The organism is Streptomyces sp. NBC_01012 (genome assembly GCF_045162755.1).
In the GTDB taxonomy this organism is placed as follows: Bacteria; Actinomycetota; Actinomycetes; order Streptomycetales; family Streptomycetaceae; genus Streptomyces.
The window spans coordinates 3,397,827-3,413,921 of record NZ_CP108688.1; the positions used below are offsets into that span (position 1 = coordinate 3,397,827).

The following is a 16,095-nucleotide window of genomic DNA, read 5'->3' on the forward strand; positions in this document are numbered from 1 at the left end:
CGCGCCGATCCGCCGCGCGCGCGGGCCGGTCGAGGCCCGCGCGCGGCGGGTCACGCCCTGCGGCGCGCCACCTCGTAGAGCACGATGCCCGCGGCCACACCGGCGTTCAGGGATTCGGCGCCGCCCGGCATGGAGATCCGCACCCGGTAGTCACAGGTCTCGCCGACGAGGCGGCCGAGGCCCTTGCCCTCGCTGCCGATGACGACGACGACGGGGCCCGCCAGAGCCTCCAGGTCCTCGACGGTGTGTTCGCCGTCGGCGGCGAGGCCGACGACGGTGAGGCCGGCCTTCTGGTAGCCCTCCAGGGTGCGGGTCAGGTTGGTGACGCGCGACACCGGCGTACGGGCCGCGGTGCCGGCCGAGGACTTCCAGGCTCCGGCCGTCATGCCGGCCGCCCTGCGCTCGGGGACGACGACGCCGTGGCCGCCGAACGCGGAGACGGAGCGGACGATCGCGCCGAGGTTACGGGGGTCCGTGACACCGTCGAGGGCGACGATCAGCGGGTCCTCGTTGTTGTCGTACGCGGCGGAGGTGAGGTCCTCCGGGTGGGCGTACTCGTACGGCGGGACCTGGAGGACGAGGCCCTGGTGGTTCAGGCCCTTCGTCATCCGGTCGAGCTCGGGGCGCGGGGCCTCCATGAGGTGGATGTTGCCGCGCTCACCGGCGAGCTGGAGGGCCTCGCGGACCCGCTCGTCGTTGTCGATGTACTGCTGGACGTAGAGGGTGGTCGCGGGCACGCCGTCACGGAGCGCCTCGAAGACCGGGTTGCGGCCGACGACCATCTCCGACGTGCCCTTGGCGCCACCGCGGCGCGGGGCGGGGCGGCGGGCGGCGGCCTGCTTGGCCTGGGCGTTCGCCACCCGGTTCTTCTTGTGTCCCTTGCGGGCGGAGGCGGGCGGCGTCGGTCCCTTGCCTTCGAGACCACGGCGTCGGTTACCGCCGCTGCCGACCTGCATGCCCTTCTTGTTGGACGTGCGGCGGTTCCTGCGCTGGCTGTTCCCGGCCATGACCTACCTGTTTCGTTGCTTAAGAAAAACGTCGTCAAGTGAAAGTGTGCCGCCCGGACGGCCGGGCGGCACAGGTGCGCTGCTCACGCACGGTGCGAAAGGTCCGCTCAGCGCGGCCCGAGTGTCCACCGGGGTCCGCTGGGGCTGTCCTCGATGACGAGGCCGGACTGGTTGAGCTGGTCGCGGATGGCGTCGGCCGCGGGCCAGTCCTTGCGCGCCCGTGCGGACTGGCGCTGGTCGAGGACGAGGCGTACGAGGGTGTCGACGACGCCGTGGAGGTCTTCGCCCCGGTCGCTCTCGCCCGCCCAGTGCGGGTCGAGCGGGTCTAGCCCGAGGACACCGAGCATCGCACGGACCTCGGCGAGGCGGGCGACGGCGGCTTCCTTGTCGTCGGCGGCGAGGGCGGAGTTTCCCTGGCGGACGGTCGTGTGGACGATCGCGAGGGCCTGCGGGACCCCGAGGTCGTCGTCCATGGCCTCGGCGAACGCGGGCGGCACTTCGGCCGCCGCCTCGACCGGTCCCGCCTTCTCCACCACGCGCTGGACGAAGCCCTCGATCCGCGCGAAGGCGGACTCGGCGTCGCGCAGCGACTCCTCGCTGTACTCGATCATCGACCGGTAGTGCGGGGTGCCGAGGTAGTAGCGAAGGACGATCGGGCGCCAGTTCTTGACCATCTCGCTGACCAGCACGGAGTTGCCGAGGGACTTCGACATCTTCTCGCCGGCCAGGGTGACCCAGCCGTTGTGCACCCAGTACTTCGCGAACGCGTCGCCGAAGGCCTTGGCCTGGGCGATCTCGTTCTCGTGGTGCGGGAAGATCAGGTCGATGCCGCCGCCGTGGATGTCGAAGGCGCTGCCGAGGTACTTGTGCGCCATGGCGGAGCACTCCAGGTGCCACCCGGGGCGGCCACGGCCCCACGGGGTCTCCCAGCTGGGCTCACCGGGCTTGCTGGCCTTCCACATGGCGAAGTCGCGCTTGTCGCGCTTGCCGGTCTCGTTGTCGCCCGAGGGCTGCCGCAGGTCGTCGAGGTCCTGGTTGGAGAGCTCCAGGTATCCCTCGTACGAGCGGACGTCGAAGTAGACGTTGCCGTCGGCCTCGTAGGCGTGGCCACGCTCGATGAGGCCGCGCATCATCTCGACCATCTCGGTGATGTGGCCGGTGGCGCGCGGCTCGTACGTGGGCGGGAGGCAGCCCAGGGCGTCGTAGCCGTCGTTGAACGCGCGCTCGTTCTCGTAGCCGATGGACCACCAGGGGCGGCCCTGTTCCGCGGACTTCTTGATGATCTTGTCGTCGATGTCGGTGACGTTCCGGATGAACGTCACGTCGTACCCGCGGTATTCGAACCAGCGGCGCATGATGTCGAAGTTCAGCCCGGACCTGATGTGCCCGATGTGCGGGGCGGCCTGCACCGTGGCGCCACAGAGGTAGATCGAGACACAGCCCGCGGTGAGCGGGACGAAGTCACGGATCTGCCGGGCGTTGGTGTCATGCAGGCGAATAGTCACCCCTCAAGGGTAGTGGGCCCGCACCAGTGCCCAGCGCCCCCTGTGGAAAACGTGTCACAACTAATCGGTGACGGTGGTACGGGACCCCTGCGTGCGCCGCCCGCCGGACAGGGTCAGGGCGAGTGCCGCGCCGGTCAGGGGGACAGCGGCGAGCACTGTCCACAGGACGGCCCCGGGGGCGTCGAGGAGAGTGCCGGTGGCCGCGCTGCCCAGGAGCACGGCGACTCCGGAGAGCGAGGACAGGGCCCCGGTGGCGAGCCCGAGCCGGTGGTCGTCGACCAGGTCGGGTACGAGGCCCCGTGCGGCGGGGACCAGCAGCATCTGGCCGAGTGTGAGCAGGACGACGAGCGCGGCCCCGGGGAGCAGCCCGGCGGGGCCGCCGGGGGCGAGGGGCACCACGGCGAATCCGGCGGCCACGACGGCGAGCCCGCCGACGAGGGCGGTCCGGGGCGCGACGCGGCGGGCCGCCCAGCGGGTCAGCGGCAGCTGGGCGACGACGACGAGCAGGGACGACAGCGCGAAGAGTCCGCCGAGCGCGCTCTGGGAGCCGGTGGCGCGCTCCACCTCCGCCGGCAGGGCGAGATAGAGCTGGTTGTAGGAGACGAGGTAGCTGCTGTACACGAGGCAGAGCACGAGGAACGGCCGGTTGGCGAAGACCTCGCGGGGCAGGACGGCGCCCGCTCGGGCGGTCCGGGCTCGGCGCGGTCTGCGGGGCATGAGACGCGCGTGTCCGGCGAGTACGCCGACGAAGACCACGGCCCCCGCCAGGCACGCCGTCCGGAATCCGCCTCCCAGGAGCAGCAGCAGACTGCCGAGCAGGGGGCCGATGAACGCTCCGGCCTGGCCCGCGGCGGAGAAGACGGCCAGCACCTGGGCGCGCGGCGTCCCGGTGGCGGTCTCGTGGGCGACGGCAGCCCTGGCGGTCTCGGACTCGACGGCGGGCGAGAAGAGGGCGGCGGCGAAGCCGATGAGCAGGACGGCGCCGATGACGGTGCCGGTGCTGCCGGCCTGGGCGAGCCAGCAGAATCCGGCGATGCGCAGGACGCAGCCCGTGAGGACGACGGGCCTGGGGCCGTAGCGGTCGGTGAGGGCGCCTCCGACGACGAAGAGGCCCTGCTGGCTGAAGGTGCGCAGGCCGAGCACGAGCCCGACGAGCCATCCCGCCATGCCGAGCCCGTCGCCCCCTTCGCCGAGATGGGCGGCGAGATAGGGCAGGACCGCGTAGAAGCCGGTGTTGAAGGCGCACTGGGTGGCGGTCAGGAGCCGGAGGTAGGGAGTGAGCGGGGCTGACCCCGACCGGGTGCGCGCTGTGGTGGCCGTCATGTGCGGTGCCTGCCGCGTACGGCCGCCGAGGTGAGCACCGCGAGCGCGCCGAGGGCGGCGAGAGCGGCGGCCGGGGCGAGGACCGCCCAGGGGGCGCGTTCGGCGTAGGGCATGTTCTCGGAGAGCATGCGGCCCCACTCAGGTGCCGGGGCGGGGGTGCCGAGGCCGAGGAAGCCGAGGGAGGCGAGCGCCAGGGCGACGGCGGGGACGCGCAGGACGGCGTGGCGTACGACGGGGGGCACGACGCCCGGCAGGAGGTGGCGGCGCAGCCGGTGCCACCGCCCGGCTCCGAGGGCGCGGGCCACGGTGAGGTGCGGGGCGGCGCGTTCCTGGGCGTACAGCGCGGAGGTGTGGGCGGCGAGCGGTGCCCAGGCGACGGCGGCGACGGCGACGGCCGCGCCCAGGGCGCCGGGGCCCGCGATCCCCGCGACGACGAGGCCGGCCAGGACCGCGGGCAGCGCGTTGGCGGTCTCGGTGAGGGCCCCGGCGCGGGCGAACCCGGCGAGCAGTCCGAGGAGCAGGGTGACGGCGCCGACGGCGACGGCGGTGAGCACGGTGGTGGCGGCCCCGTGGCCGAGGCGGGCCAGGACGTCGCGGCCCAGCGAGTCGGTGCCCAGCGGGTGTACGGCCGACGGCGGGGCGAGACGGGCGGCGGCATCGGCGTACAGGGGGTCGCGCAGCAGCCCTGCGACAACGACTGCGGCGACGAGGACCGCGAGGACGCCGGCGCCGACGGCCACGGTGCGGCGGGTCGGCAGGGGCGGCGCGACGAGCGGGGGCAGTGCGCCGTCGGTCCGTGCGGGGCCGAGCAGGGAGCGGGAACCGAGCCTGGCGGCGAGTCCTGCGGCGACGCCCAGGAGCAGCAGGAACAGCACGCAGGCCTGGAGGACGGGCAGGTCCTGGGCGAGGGCGGCGGCCAGCGCCGTGCCGCCGAGCCCGGGAATGGCGTAGAGCGTCTCGACGGCGACCGCGCCGCCGGTGAGCCCGACGACGACCAGGCCGAGCTGGGGCAGCAGTGCGGGCACTGTGCGGCGCAGGGCATGCGCGGCGATCCTGCGGGCGGGTATCCCGTGGGCGGTGGCGGCGCGCGCCCAGGGTTCGGCGAACGCGGCGGGCAGCGCGTCGTCGAGCAGCCGCCCGAGCAGTGCGCCGGCGGGCACACCCATGGCGAGGGCGGGCAGGACGGCCTGCTCGGGGCCGCCCCAGCCGAGGGCGGGGAACCAGCCCGCCTGCACGGCGAGGACGGTGGCCAGGACCGCGGCGAGAAGGAACTCCGGCAGTGCGGCGAGCACGGCGGCGCCGACGCCGGCCCGGGTGGTGACGAGCCTGCGGTGCGCGCCCCGCCGGAGCGTTCCGCCGACCAGGGCGAGCGCCAGGAGGACGGCGACGGCGAGTGAGACTCCCATGAGGGTGAGGGAGATGCCGAGAGCCGAGGTGACATCGGGGCCGACCGGCTGTCCGGAGACCCAGGACTCCCCCAGGTCGCCGTGCAGCAGTCCGGACGCCCAGCTGCCGAGGACGTGCAGGGGGCCGCCGTCGAGGCCGGTCTCGGCACGGATCGCGTCGAGCACGGCAGGTGTGGGCGGACGGTCGGCGTAGCGCGCGTGCAGGATCGTCAGCGCCGGGTCGGTGCGGGTCAGCCTGGGCAGCAGGCCGATGACGGCCACGACGGCCAGCAGCGCGCCGAGCCGTCCGGCCAGGTACTTCACCCGGTCACCCGACGTGGGTGTCGGCGGTGATGAGGGTGCGTTCCATCGGGTCGAGTGCGACGCCTTCGACGCGGGCGTCGTCGTAGCCCTGGATGAAGCGCTCGTGGACGAGGGGTACGAGGGCGTCGGCGGCCAGGACGGCGGCCTCGGCGGTCATCTCGGCGTTGTGGCGGGCGTCGGTACCGGCCAGCGAGGCGGCCCTGCCCACCGCGGCGTCGACCTGCTCGTCGCAGAGCTGGGAGATGTTGAAGCTGCCGTCGCAGGTGAAGTCGGAGGCGAGGTAGGAGACGGGGTCGGCGGTGTCCAGCAGGGTGTTGCGGGCCTGGATGAACGCGTCGTACTTCCCGGCGAGCGCGTCGGCCTCCATCTGCGCGTAGTCGCGGACGACCTGCTTGACGGTGAAGCCCCGCTTCTCCAGCTGCTGCTGGACGAGCGTGGCGGCCTCGGGGAGTTCGGGGCGGTTGGTGTAGGTGGCGAGGGTGATCTCCTTCGTCCTCCCCACCTCGGCGCGGCTCGCCGCCGGGGCCCGGCCGCCGGGCGTGGCGCGCTTCTCGGCGGCCCAGGGGATGCCGGGGCCGAGGAGCCCCTGCGCGGTGTCGGCGCGCCCCTCGTACACCCCGTCGGCCAGGGCCTTGGAGTCGATGGCCTCGCGGGCGGCGGCGCGCATGGCGGGGTCGGCGAAGACTCCGTGTGCGGTGTTGAGCGAGAGACCGTTGGTCCTGGCGGAGGGGAATTCGTGGACGTACGAGTCACCGAGCAGCGACGCCTGTGCGATCGGTACGTACTCCGCCATGTCGACGGTTTTGGTGCGCAGTGCGTTGGCGCGTGCGGTGCCGTCGGCGGCGAAGGTGACATCCACGCCCGGGGCCTTCGCCTTGCCGCCCCAGTAGTCGGCGTTGCGTTCGAGGGTGGCGGAGACCGCGCCCTTGACGCCGGTCAGGGTGAACGGGCCGCTGGCGTGCCCGGCGGGGTTCACCTTGCCGTTCTTGTAGGCGCCCGCCGACAGGATCGTGAGGGAGGGGTTGGCGAGCCGTTGCGGGAGCAGCGGGTCGGCCTCGTCGGTGACGATCCGTACGGTGCGCGCGCCCGCGTCCGTCGCCTTCAGAGTGGTGTCGGACAGCACCCTGGGCAGCGGGGACGCCTTGGACGCGGCGGTGAGCGACCGTACGACGGCACCGGCGTCGACCTTCGAGCCGTCCTGGAAGACGGCGTCGCGCAGGGTGAACGTCCAGGTGGTGGGGTTGTCCTGCTTCCAGGACGTGGCGAGGGCCGGCTTGGCGGCGCCGTTCTTGTCGAGGCTGGTGAGCCCCTCGACGACGGCGAGCCTGCTGAGGGTGACGGCGTCGTCCCCGTACGGGGACATGGCCTGGGCGGGCGGGAAGGCCATGACGACCCGGAGCCGCTGTGCGTCGCCCGACGCGCCGGAGTCGCTCGAGGAGGAGCAGGCGGCGAGCGGGAGCAGCAGTGCCGCGGTGGCGGCGGCGACCGGCAGCGGAGAGCGTCGGCTTCGGGGCGTAGACATGACGGGAACCCTATATGGAAACGATTGTCATCTGATATGAGGGGCGGCCGGAGCCGCGGGAGAGGGCATCGGCAGCTCGAAGTGGACGATGCCCTGACCACCGTCCGGCAGTGCGCGCTCGTCGCAGACCTCATGGGCGAGCGACCGCCAGAACGGCTCGGCGCCGGGGACGGCCGGATCGGTGTGCAGATAGAGCGAGGTGTAGCCGCCCGCCCGCGCCGCGAAGTCCCCGAGCTCCCGCACCAGCCTGCGGGCCAGACCGTGCCTGCGGTGCTCGGGGCGTACGTAGATCCGGCACAACTGGGCCGTCGAACCCGAAGGGAAGCGGTCAGCGACCCACTGGGGATTCGGCGGTGCCTGCGGGCCCCGGTCCCGCACCGCGCCCGTTGCCACGACCTCGTCGCCGCGCACGACGACCAGCAGGGTGCAGCGCTCGGGGAGCAGATAGGCGCCATCGAGATCGATGATGTCGGCGTGCCAGCGGGGCACGTAGCCCGAGCGCAGGTCGTGGTAGACGGTGTCCAGCATCACGGCCCTCGCGCCGCCGACGTCCTGCGCGGTGGCGGTCCGCAGGACGTACCCGTCCGCTCCGGCCGGCGCGTCCGGCATCCTTGTCGCCCCGGCGGTCGCGGTCACCACTGACGCTCACCCTCGCTCTCGGCCGTACAGCACACCACTTGCCGTACCAGCGTACGTGCGAGTGATGTGCAACAAGACCTCGGGCTCCAGGTCAGCCGGCCACGCGGTAGACGAGAGCGGTCGCGATCCCCGCGATGCCCTCGCCCCGGCCGGTGAACCCCAGACCGTCGGAGGTCGCGGCGGAGAGCGAGACGGGGGCGCCGATCGCGTCGGACAGCACCTTCTGGGCCTCGTCCCGCCGCTTGCCGATCTTCGGCCGGACCCCGACGACCTGCACGGCGACATTGCCGATCCCGAAGCCCTCGCCGCGCACGATCCGGGCGGCCTCGGTGAGCAGCGTCACCCCGGACGCACCCGACCACTGCGGCCTGCCGGTCCCGAAGTGCTGCCCGAGGTCACCGAGCCCGGCGGCCGAGAACAGGGCGTTGCAGGCGGCGTGCGCCACGACGTCGGCGTCGGAGTGCCCGGCGAGACCGGGCCCCTCGCCCTCCCACAGCAGCCCGGCGCACCAGAGCTCGCGGCCCTCCTCGAAGGCGTGGATGTCGGTCCCGATACCGACCTGCGGAATCACGGGAGCCGGCTGCTGTGCTGCTGCTCCTGCTGCTTCTTCAGAACCCATCGTTCGCCCTCCGGCGTGCGAGAACCGCCTCGGCCAGGACCATATCCAGGGGCCGGGTCACCTTGAACGCCTCTTCGTGCCCGGGTACGACGACGACCGGCGCGCCCAGCCGTTCGACCATGCCCGCGTCGTCGGTCGCACCCTCACCGTCGACGGCCACCCGCTCGTGCGCCTCGGCCAGGGTGCCCCGGTCGAAGCCCTGGGGCGTCTGCACGGCCCGCAGCCGCGCCCGTACGGGGGTCGAGAGCACCGGCTCCGGCGCCCCGGCACCATCGCCCGGCTCGACCTCCTTGACGGTGTCGGCGAGGGGCAGCGCGGGTACGACGGCCGGAGCCCCGCCCCGTACGGCCTCGATCACGCTGTCCACGGTGTCGACCGGCACCAGCGGCCGGGCCGCGTCATGGACGAGCACGACGGAGACGTCATCGGGAAGGGCGTCGAGCCCGAGCTTCACGGACTCCTGCCGCGTCGCACCGCCGGGGACGACCACGTAGTCGGTGTGCTCGGGCAGCACATGCCCGTCGATGAGGTTCTTCACCTCGGGCGCGCCGTCCGGGGGCGCGACCACGACGACGAGGGTGACGGCGCGGGACGCGGCCATGGCCCGTACGGCGTGGATCAGCATCGGGACACCTCCGAGCGCGCGCAGCGCCTTGGGGGTGCCGGGGCCGAGCCGGACACCGCGGCCCGCCGCGGGGATCACCGCGGCGGTGCGGGAGTGGCTCGATCCGGCGGGCGTCTGGGACATCGGTGACATCGGTTGCACTCCGAAGCTTGGGCAGGTTTGTTTCCACGGCCGACATGGGTATGGCCACACCAAGCCGGGCTCGACGCCTCGGCCTGACCGGGAACCCTTCCGTGACCCCCGGTCGGCCAGGACGGAGCAAGCTCGGCGAAGGCCCGAAGGGACGGTGCCGGAGCTCAGCACCCGGGTCTGGATCCGAGTGGATCGCGCCGGGTCCGAACATGCCGCAGCGCCCGACGACTCACCGTAAAACGGCTGGTCAGCGGGCACCACGGCAGATATTCGTCGCACCGGACACCGGTTGAACATCGACACCAGTCACACACTGGTTGAACACCGGATCCGGCTACCGGTGGGGTCCGGTCACTGTCCGGTCACCGGTGTCGTCCGATTTCAGGACGCGAGGACCTCGTCGAGCAGTGCCTCGGCCTTGTCCTCGTTCGTGTTCTCCGCGAGAGCGAGCTCGCTCACCAGAATCTGGCGGGCCTTGGCGAGCATGCGCTTCTCACCTGCGGAGAGTCCACGCTCGCGCTCGCGACGCCACAGGTCACGCACCACTTCGGCGACCTTGATGACATCGCCGGAGGCGAGCTTCTCGAGATTTGCCTTGTAGCGTCGGGACCAGTTCGTCGGCTCTTCGGCGTACGGTGCGCGCAGCACCTCGAAGACCCGGTCCAGTCCCTCCTGCCCGACTACGTCGCGCACACCGACGAACTCCGCATTGTCCGCCGGTACACGAACCGTCAAGTCGCCCTGGGCGACCTTGAGCACCAAGTAGGTCTTGTCCACGCCTTTGATCTGGCGAGTTTCGATAGCCTCGATCAGCGCGGCCCCGTGATGGGGATAGACCACGGTGTCGCCAACCTTGAACGTCATGTGACAGGTACCCCTTCCGTGGCTATCCAGAGTAACACGAGAACGGCTTCTCCTGAATGGCGTTTTCGCAGGTCAGGGCATATCTCGGGGCTTGACAACTGCAACACGAACGTGCTGCGGGAGCCTTCCGGAAGGCGATATTCGCAGGTCGGAGCAGGCGTACGGGCAGCCCGAAACACGCGCGTCACAGGCGTCGGAAGCCCTCAAGAAGGGGCCGAAAGTCCCGTTTTGCCGGATTCTTGATGGTGAAGTTTCTGTGCTCCGTTCGAGTCTCGATCACCCGTACGGCTCTTAGCGTCGATGGCCATTGAAATTGATCTACGCCCGGGCCGGGCGGATTATGCGCGGGAAATGCGCCGCCGTCCGGAAATCGATCATCGGCCGATCGGCCCTCTGCCCCCGCGTTTTGTGAACGCTGTGCGAATCACCATGTCTCGCCATGTCCGGGGCCGCCCGGTCCCCGTGTCGGCCGGAGCCGGGACCCCGCAAGGGGCGGGTCGGGTGCGGGCCCTGGACCCCGGCTCGGTAACCTGAGCCCGCTGACACACACTTAGGGCGGCTTTACAGCCGCTCGGGCCTTCCTGTCCGCAGAGTCCGAAGTCCGCAGTCCGAACGTTCAAGGAGTTGCCGCCGCCGTGAGCCGCAGCCTTCGACACGGCGCCTTCGCCGCCACTGCCCTCGTGTTCTCGATCGCCGCGCTGTCCGCGTGCAGTGCCGGCAACGACGCGCAGACGCTTCAGGTCAGGCCGGACAACGCAGCCACCGCTGTCGACTCCATCAAGATCCAGAACCTGAACATCATCACCCAGCCCGAACCGGACGCCGAGGGCCCTGCGGTCATCTCCGCCACCCTGTTCAACGACGGCCCCAAGCGCGAGGTCGTGGAGAAGGTCGCCCTGCCGGGCACCAACGCCACGGTGACGCTGCAGCCGGCCAAGGGCAAGGGACCGCTCGTCGTCCCGGCCGGAGGACGGCTCATCATCGGCGGCGAGAACAACGCGTCGGCCGTGATCGAGAACGGGCGCCAGGCGGGGAGCAACGGCAGCGTGCAGACCGTCGCCTTCACGTTCAGCGAGACGGGCGACATCGACCTGGGCGCCGCCATCGTCCCGGCGACCAGCTTCTTCGAGAAGTTCGGCCCGAGCGCCCTGCCCTCGGCCGAGCCCACGCCCTCCCCCTCGGACTCCGCGTCCGACACACCGGGCGACGAGGCCGACGCCGAATCCGGCAACCCGTCGGGCGCCGGCACCGGGGACGACGCGAGCCCCTCCACGGGCACGAACACGGACACCGACGCGGCGAACTCGACGGACGAGGCGACCGTCGGGCAGTGAGCGCGCGCGTGGGGGGTGCCTCCGGCCGGAGGCACCCCCCACGCGGTCCGTGGTGCCGGGCCTACGGCTCGAACTTGTAGCCCAGGCCCCGCACCGTCACCAGATAACGCGGCGCTCCGGGGTCGGGCTCGATCTTGGCCCGGAGCCGCTTGACGTGGACGTCCAGGGTCTTGGTGTCGCCCACGTAGTCGGCGCCCCAGACCCGGTCGATCAGCTGCATACGCGTCAGTACGCGCCCGGCGTTGCGCAGCAGCATCTCCAGCAGGTCGAACTCCTTCAGCGGGAGGTCGACCTTGGCGCCCGCGACCGTGACGACGTGCCGGTCCACGTCCATCCGTACCGGGCCGGCCTCCAGGGCCGCCGGGGTGACCTCCTCCGGCTCGCCGCGACGGCGCAGGACCGCCCGGATGCGGGCCACCAGCTCCCGCGAGGAGAAGGGCTTGGTCACATAGTCGTCGGCTCCTATTTCCAGGCCGACGACCTTGTCGATCTCGCTGTCCTTGGCGGTGACCATGATCACCGGAACGTTGGACTTGACACGCAGCTGCCGACAGACCTCCGTACCGGGCAGTCCCGGCAGCATCAGGTCGAGCAGCACGAGGTCGGCGCCGTTGCGCTCGAACTCGTCGAGGCCCTCGGGGCCGGTGGCCGCGATGGCCACCTCGAAGCCTTCCTTGCGGAGCATGTAGGACAGGGCGTCGCTGAAGGATTCCTCATCCTCGACGACAAGCACTCGGGTCACGGAAGAGCCTCCGGGGCAGGGAATGGTTCATAGGAATCGGTCTCGTACGGCCCGTCGTCGTCAACAGCACCGTTGACGACGAAGGGTCCGCCGGTGGTACGACCCCGTACGACGCCCGACTCGGGCAGTCGCAGGGTGAACGTGGAGCCCTGGCCCTCCGAGCTCCATACGGTGACCTCCCCGCCGTGCGAGGCGGCCACATGCTTGACGATGGCGAGGCCGAGACCGGTGCCACCGGTGGCCCGTGAGCGGGCCGGGTCGACGCGGTAGAAGCGCTCGAAGACGCGCTCACGGTCCTTCTCCGAGATGCCGATGCCCTGGTCGGTCACAGCTATCTCGATCTGGTCCCCGCCGGGCGCCGCCAACTTCCGGGCGGCGATACCCACACGGGTGCGGGCGGGGCTGTAGTTGACGGCATTCTCCACGAGATTGCCGAGGGCTGCCGCGAGCTGGCTCCGGTTGCCCCAGACGAAGAGGTCGGCGGTGCCGCCCGAGGCCATGGTGATCTGCTTCGATCCCGCCTGCTGACGGCACCGGTCGACGGCCTCGACGACCAGCTCCTCCACCCGTACCGGCTCGGCGTCCTCCAGCGGGTCGTCGTTCTGCACCCGGGAGAGGTCGATGAGCTCCTGCACGAGGTTGGTCAGCCGGGTCGCCTCGATCTCCATACGGCCGGCGAACCGCTGCACCGCCTCCGGGTCGTCGGAGGCGTCCATGACGGCCTCCGAGAGCAGCGAGAGCGCTCCGACCGGGGTCTTGAGCTCATGGCTGACATTGGCCACGAAGTCGCGCCGCACCGCTTCGATGCGACGGGCTTCCGTGAGGTCCTCGACCAGCAGGAGGACCAGGCGTGAGCCCAGCGGAGCGACCCGGGCGGAGACGGCGAGCGCCTCCCCCCGGCCCGTGCCCCGGCGCGGGAGGTCCAGCTCGACCTGTCGTATCTCACCGTCGCGCCGGGTGTCCCTGGCCATGTGGAGCATCGGCTCCACCGCCAGCCGCCCGCCCCTGACCAGGCCCAGCGCATACGCGGCCGAGCTGGCCTTGACCACGCTGTCGCTCTCGTCGAGCACCACCGCGGACGAGCTGAGCACGGAGAGGACCGTGTCCACCCCTGGGGGGAGCGCGGCATTTCCGTCGGGCCGCAGGGACGTACGCGTCGGCCGCTTCTGCTCGCGTTCGCTCCAGCGGAACGCCAGCATCGCGATCACGCCGGTACAAAGCCCGGCAATCGCGGCAGCTGCGGCAACTGCCGCGTTCACGTCCATGCCTCAAGGTTATGCGGGCGCGCCGACAGTCTCACAGCCATCCGGGTGCCATCTCGAACACTCGTCGCCCAGAGTTCACCAAGGGGATAGTGCTGGTTCACTTGAGCGGCCGGATCCCGACGCGTTGGGCCCCCACCGTGGCAGCGTGGGGGTCGGCCCCCACGACCCCGGGATCTGGAGAGGGACTTCTCATGCGCGACGCTTATCACGAGGAACTCGATTCGATCGGTGAGGACCTGGTCGAGATGGCCCGGCTCGTCGGCTCGGCGATCGGGCGGGCCACGACGTCCATGCTCGACGCCGATCTCAAGCTCGCCGAGAGCGTGATCGCCGCGGACCAGAAGGTCGACGACCTCCAGCACGACCTGGAGGCACGCGCCATCGCGCTGCTGGCCCGCCAGCAGCCGGTCGCCACCGATCTGCGGATCGTGGTCACCTCACTGCGGATGAGCGCCGACCTGGAGCGCTCCGGCGACCTGGCCCAGCACGTGGCCAAGCTGGCGCGGCTGCGCTTCCCGGAGTCGGCGGTACCGCACGACCTGCACGCCACCATCCTGGAGATGGGCCAGCTCGCCCAGCGGCTGATGGCGAAGGCCGCCGAAGTGATCGTCTCCAAGGACGTCGACCTGGCACTCCAGCTGGAGCAGGACGACGACGAGATGGACCTGCTGCACCGCACGCTGTTCCAGCACCTGATGGACGACCGCTGGAAGCACGGCATCGAGACCGCTGTCGACGTCACCCTGCTCGGCCGTTACTACGAGCGCTTCGCCGACCACGCCGTGTCCGTCGCCAAGCGCGTCGTCTACCTGGTCACGGGTGAGCACGCGGACGAGATCCAGGCGGCGCCGGTGGAGGGGGCTTAGGGCCTGTCGGCCGGCGCCGACGGGGGCGTAGGGGGCGCGGGCGTCACGGCGGCCGCACTTCTGTTCCCGTGCTCGTGCGCCGTTGATGCGCCCTCCTGGCTGGGCATGCAATGGGTGCGGGGGCGGCGGGCCATGCCGTAGCCCCGCCCTACGCCCTGAGGAGGGACCATGGCCGATTCCCCCGTGACCGAACCCCAGCAGCAGGAGACGACCCCGACCGAAGTGGTGCATCTGACCGTGCTGGGGGCCTGCGGCTGCGGCTCGGGCTGTGGGTGCGGCTGCCAGTCGGGGGCGCCGTGCCAGTGCGGTGGCTGAGTGGCTGAGTGGCGCCGCGTAGGGCCGAGTGCGGTGCGCCGCGCGGTGGACGGGGGTCCGCCGCGGGGCGCTGCCGCGCGGCGCTCAGGCCGCCGGGCCGGTCTCGGCCTGCTCGGCGGGCGGCGCCGATGCGGCGGCGGGTGCCCCAGCGACGACCGGGGCGGCCGGGGCGACGGCAGCGACCGGGGCGACCGCGACCGGTTCCTGCGGGCTCAGGTTGCGCATCAGCAGCCAGTAGCCGAACCCGGCAGCGCTGCCCAGCACCGCGCAGATCCCCCACAGCCAGGCGGCGCCGTAGTGGTCGATCACGAAGCCGGACATCAGCGGGGCGACGAGCGCGGCCACCGACCAGGACATCGTGTACATGCCCTGGTAGCGGCCCCGGCCGTGCGCCGGGGACAGGCGTACGACGATGCCCGTCTGCGTCGGAGCGTTGACGATCTCGGCCAGGGTCCAGACGCACACCGTCAGCGCGTACACCCCGACCGACCCCGCGAAGGCGGTCAGCCCGAAGCCGTAGCCCGCGAGCAGGGACGAGAGGATCAGCAGCCGGCGCGGGTCACGGTGCTGGATGTACCGGGTGACCGGAATCTGCAGCGCCACGATCAGCACACCGTTGACGGCGATGGCCGTGCCGAAGTCCGAGCTGGACAGCCCGTCCGTACCCATCGCCACCGGCAGGCCCACATACCCCTGCTGGAAGATCAGCGCGACCAGGAACGACAGCCCGACGACACCCATGAAGCGCCCGTCGCGCAGGACCGTACCCAGCCGTACGGCGTCCGGGGCGGGGCTCCCGACGGGCCGGACGGTCGGCTCGGGCCGGGACTCCGGCACCTTGAGGAAGACGACGACGGCACAGAGCAGGGTCAGGGCCGCCTCCCCCATGAACCCGGCGAGATAGCTGTACTCGGCGATGAATCCGGCTCCGGCCGACGAGACGGCGAACCCCAGGTTGATGGCCCAGTAGTTGAGCGAGAAGGCCCGCACCCGGTCCTCGGGCCGCACGATGTCGGCCATCATCGCCTGCACGGCCGGCCGGGACGCGTTGCCGGCCATCCCCACGACGAAGGCCACACCCGCGATGGCCACCGGATGGACCATGAAGCCGAGCACGGCCACGGACACGGCGGTCGACAGCTGGGCGATCAGCATGGTCGGGCGGCGCCCCAGCCGGTCCGTCATCACCCCGGCACCCAGCGACGACACGACCCCGCCGAGCCCGTGGAGGGAGGCGACAAGACCGGCGTACGAGGCCGAGTAGCCCCGGTCCAGGGTCAGATAGAGCGCCATGAACGTGGCGACGAACGCCCCGAGGCGGTTGACCAGCGTGCTGGTCCACAGCCACCAGAACTCCCTGGGGAGGCCGGCGACCGTCTCGTGTGCCGCCTTTCTGAGACCGGCGACAGGCATAGGGCTTCCCCCGTGGGACGTGCGGACGGATCAGGCCCGGGCAATGTAAGTGGCCCGATGGCCACCCGAACATTACGAAGCCGGAATCCCCGGCCGCCACTCAATTGACGCCGCCCGTCAACAGTCGTACGCGATGACGCCCCGCCCGATCCCCCATCCCCCGTTCCGCCCTTTGGCCGAGCGAGCGGAGGGCGCACGGGTTCGATTACGCTCGG

General features: G+C 71.5%; 15 protein-coding genes. 3 read left to right on the forward strand and 12 right to left on the reverse strand.

The genetic code is table 11. The features are described from left to right. Positions 1-50: 50 nt before the first annotated feature. The 9 genes from rlmB to OG623_RS15235 form a co-directional block, all read right to left on the reverse strand. Positions 51-1,007, reverse strand: coding sequence for a 23S rRNA (guanosine(2251)-2'-O)-methyltransferase RlmB (gene rlmB, locus OG623_RS15195; protein WP_406147008.1), 957 nt, complete (start codon positions 1,005-1,007; stop codon positions 51-53). A gap of 107 nt (positions 1,008-1,114) precedes the next feature. Continuing rightward, positions 1,115-2,512, reverse strand: coding sequence for a cysteine--tRNA ligase (gene cysS / locus OG623_RS15200; protein WP_406147009.1), 1,398 nt, complete (start codon positions 2,510-2,512; stop codon positions 1,115-1,117). A gap of 60 nt (positions 2,513-2,572) precedes the next feature. After that, positions 2,573-3,835: an MFS transporter gene (locus OG623_RS15205; RefSeq protein ID WP_406147010.1), complete on the reverse strand. Its 1,263-nt coding sequence runs from the start codon at positions 3,833-3,835 to the stop codon at positions 2,573-2,575. After that, positions 3,832-5,544 carry an ABC transporter permease subunit gene (locus OG623_RS15210; RefSeq protein WP_406147011.1) on the reverse strand — a complete coding sequence of 571 codons (1,713 nt, stop codon included), beginning with the start codon at positions 5,542-5,544 and terminating at the stop codon, positions 3,832-3,834. The genes OG623_RS15205 and OG623_RS15210 overlap by 4 nt, the downstream gene beginning before the upstream one ends. Before the next feature lie 4 nt (positions 5,545-5,548). Further along, a complete protein-coding gene (locus OG623_RS15215) occupies positions 5,549-7,066 on the reverse strand; it encodes an ABC transporter substrate-binding protein (RefSeq protein ID WP_406147013.1) in 1,518 nt (505 codons plus the stop codon). Between the two features lie 27 nt (positions 7,067-7,093). Continuing rightward, entirely contained in the window at positions 7,094-7,675 is a 582-nt protein-coding gene (locus OG623_RS15220; RefSeq protein WP_406151837.1) for a GNAT family N-acetyltransferase, read from the reverse strand. A 121-nt stretch (positions 7,676-7,796) separates the two neighbouring features. After that, positions 7,797-8,324, reverse strand: a complete 528-nt coding sequence (ispF, locus tag OG623_RS15225; RefSeq protein ID WP_406147015.1) for a 2-C-methyl-D-erythritol 2,4-cyclodiphosphate synthase — start codon at positions 8,322-8,324, stop codon at positions 7,797-7,799. Further along, positions 8,314-9,081, reverse strand: a complete 768-nt coding sequence (gene ispD / locus OG623_RS15230; protein WP_406147017.1) for a 2-C-methyl-D-erythritol 4-phosphate cytidylyltransferase — start codon at positions 9,079-9,081, stop codon at positions 8,314-8,316. Before ispD ends, ispF begins: the two co-directional genes overlap by 11 nt. A gap of 381 nt (positions 9,082-9,462) precedes the next feature. Continuing rightward, the gene (locus OG623_RS15235; RefSeq protein WP_006380568.1) at positions 9,463-9,945 is read right to left on the reverse strand and encodes a CarD family transcriptional regulator; all 483 of its coding nucleotides are present in this window, start codon (positions 9,943-9,945) and stop codon (positions 9,463-9,465) included. A 635-nt stretch (positions 9,946-10,580) separates the two neighbouring features. Here OG623_RS15235 and OG623_RS15240 point away from each other — a divergent pair. Beyond that, positions 10,581-11,279, forward strand: coding sequence for a DUF461 domain-containing protein (locus OG623_RS15240; RefSeq protein WP_406147018.1), 699 nt, complete (start codon positions 10,581-10,583; stop codon positions 11,277-11,279). A gap of 61 nt (positions 11,280-11,340) precedes the next feature. Here the strand turns inward: OG623_RS15240 and OG623_RS15245 are convergent, their stop codons facing one another. Then, positions 11,341-12,021, reverse strand: a complete 681-nt coding sequence (locus tag OG623_RS15245) for a response regulator (RefSeq protein WP_406147019.1) — start codon at positions 12,019-12,021, stop codon at positions 11,341-11,343. After that, positions 12,018-13,286, reverse strand: a complete 1,269-nt coding sequence (locus OG623_RS15250) for a sensor histidine kinase (RefSeq protein WP_406147021.1) — start codon at positions 13,284-13,286, stop codon at positions 12,018-12,020. The genes OG623_RS15245 and OG623_RS15250 overlap by 4 nt, the downstream gene beginning before the upstream one ends. A gap of 191 nt (positions 13,287-13,477) precedes the next feature. Here OG623_RS15250 and phoU point away from each other — a divergent pair, with 191 nt between their 5' ends. Continuing rightward, complete coding sequence (gene phoU / locus OG623_RS15255) at positions 13,478-14,152, forward strand: phosphate signaling complex protein PhoU (protein ID WP_406147022.1); 675 nt, start codon at positions 13,478-13,480, stop codon at positions 14,150-14,152. A gap of 168 nt (positions 14,153-14,320) precedes the next feature. Then, positions 14,321-14,467: a hypothetical protein gene (locus OG623_RS15260; RefSeq protein ID WP_406147024.1), complete on the forward strand. Its 147-nt coding sequence runs from the start codon at positions 14,321-14,323 to the stop codon at positions 14,465-14,467. A gap of 84 nt (positions 14,468-14,551) precedes the next feature. On the opposite strand, the gene OG623_RS15265 is transcribed toward OG623_RS15260, so the two are convergent. Beyond that, entirely contained in the window at positions 14,552-15,880 is a 1,329-nt protein-coding gene (locus OG623_RS15265; RefSeq protein ID WP_406147025.1) for an MDR family MFS transporter, read from the reverse strand. Positions 15,881-16,095: the final 215 nt, after the last annotated feature.

What these genes read in the sequence shown, in the direction of transcription:
- rlmB (WP_406147008.1), bottom strand. Translation starts at nt 1,007, where the DNA reads ATGGCCGGGAACAGCCAGCGCAGGAACCGCCGCACGTCCAACAAGAAG.
- OG623_RS15205 (WP_406147010.1), bottom strand. Translation starts at nt 3,835, where the DNA reads ATGACGGCCACCACAGCGCGCACCCGGTCGGGGTCAGCCCCGCTCACT.
- OG623_RS15215 (WP_406147013.1), bottom strand. Translation starts at nt 7,066, where the DNA reads ATGTCTACGCCCCGAAGCCGACGCTCTCCGCTGCCGGTCGCCGCCGCC.
- OG623_RS15220 (WP_406151837.1), bottom strand. Translation starts at nt 7,675, where the DNA reads ATGCCGGACGCGCCGGCCGGAGCGGACGGGTACGTCCTGCGGACCGCC.
- ispF (WP_406147015.1), bottom strand. Translation starts at nt 8,324, where the DNA reads ATGGGTTCTGAAGAAGCAGCAGGAGCAGCAGCACAGCAGCCGGCTCCC.
- ispD (WP_406147017.1), bottom strand. Translation starts at nt 9,081, where the DNA reads ATGTCACCGATGTCCCAGACGCCCGCCGGATCGAGCCACTCCCGCACC.
- OG623_RS15235 (WP_006380568.1), bottom strand. Translation starts at nt 9,945, where the DNA reads ATGACGTTCAAGGTTGGCGACACCGTGGTCTATCCCCATCACGGGGCC.
- OG623_RS15250 (WP_406147021.1), bottom strand. Translation starts at nt 13,286, where the DNA reads ATGGACGTGAACGCGGCAGTTGCCGCAGCTGCCGCGATTGCCGGGCTT.
- phoU (WP_406147022.1), top strand. Translation starts at nt 13,478, where the DNA reads ATGCGCGACGCTTATCACGAGGAACTCGATTCGATCGGTGAGGACCTG.
- OG623_RS15260 (WP_406147024.1), top strand. Translation starts at nt 14,321, where the DNA reads ATGGCCGATTCCCCCGTGACCGAACCCCAGCAGCAGGAGACGACCCCG.
- OG623_RS15265 (WP_406147025.1), bottom strand. Translation starts at nt 15,880, where the DNA reads ATGCCTGTCGCCGGTCTCAGAAAGGCGGCACACGAGACGGTCGCCGGC.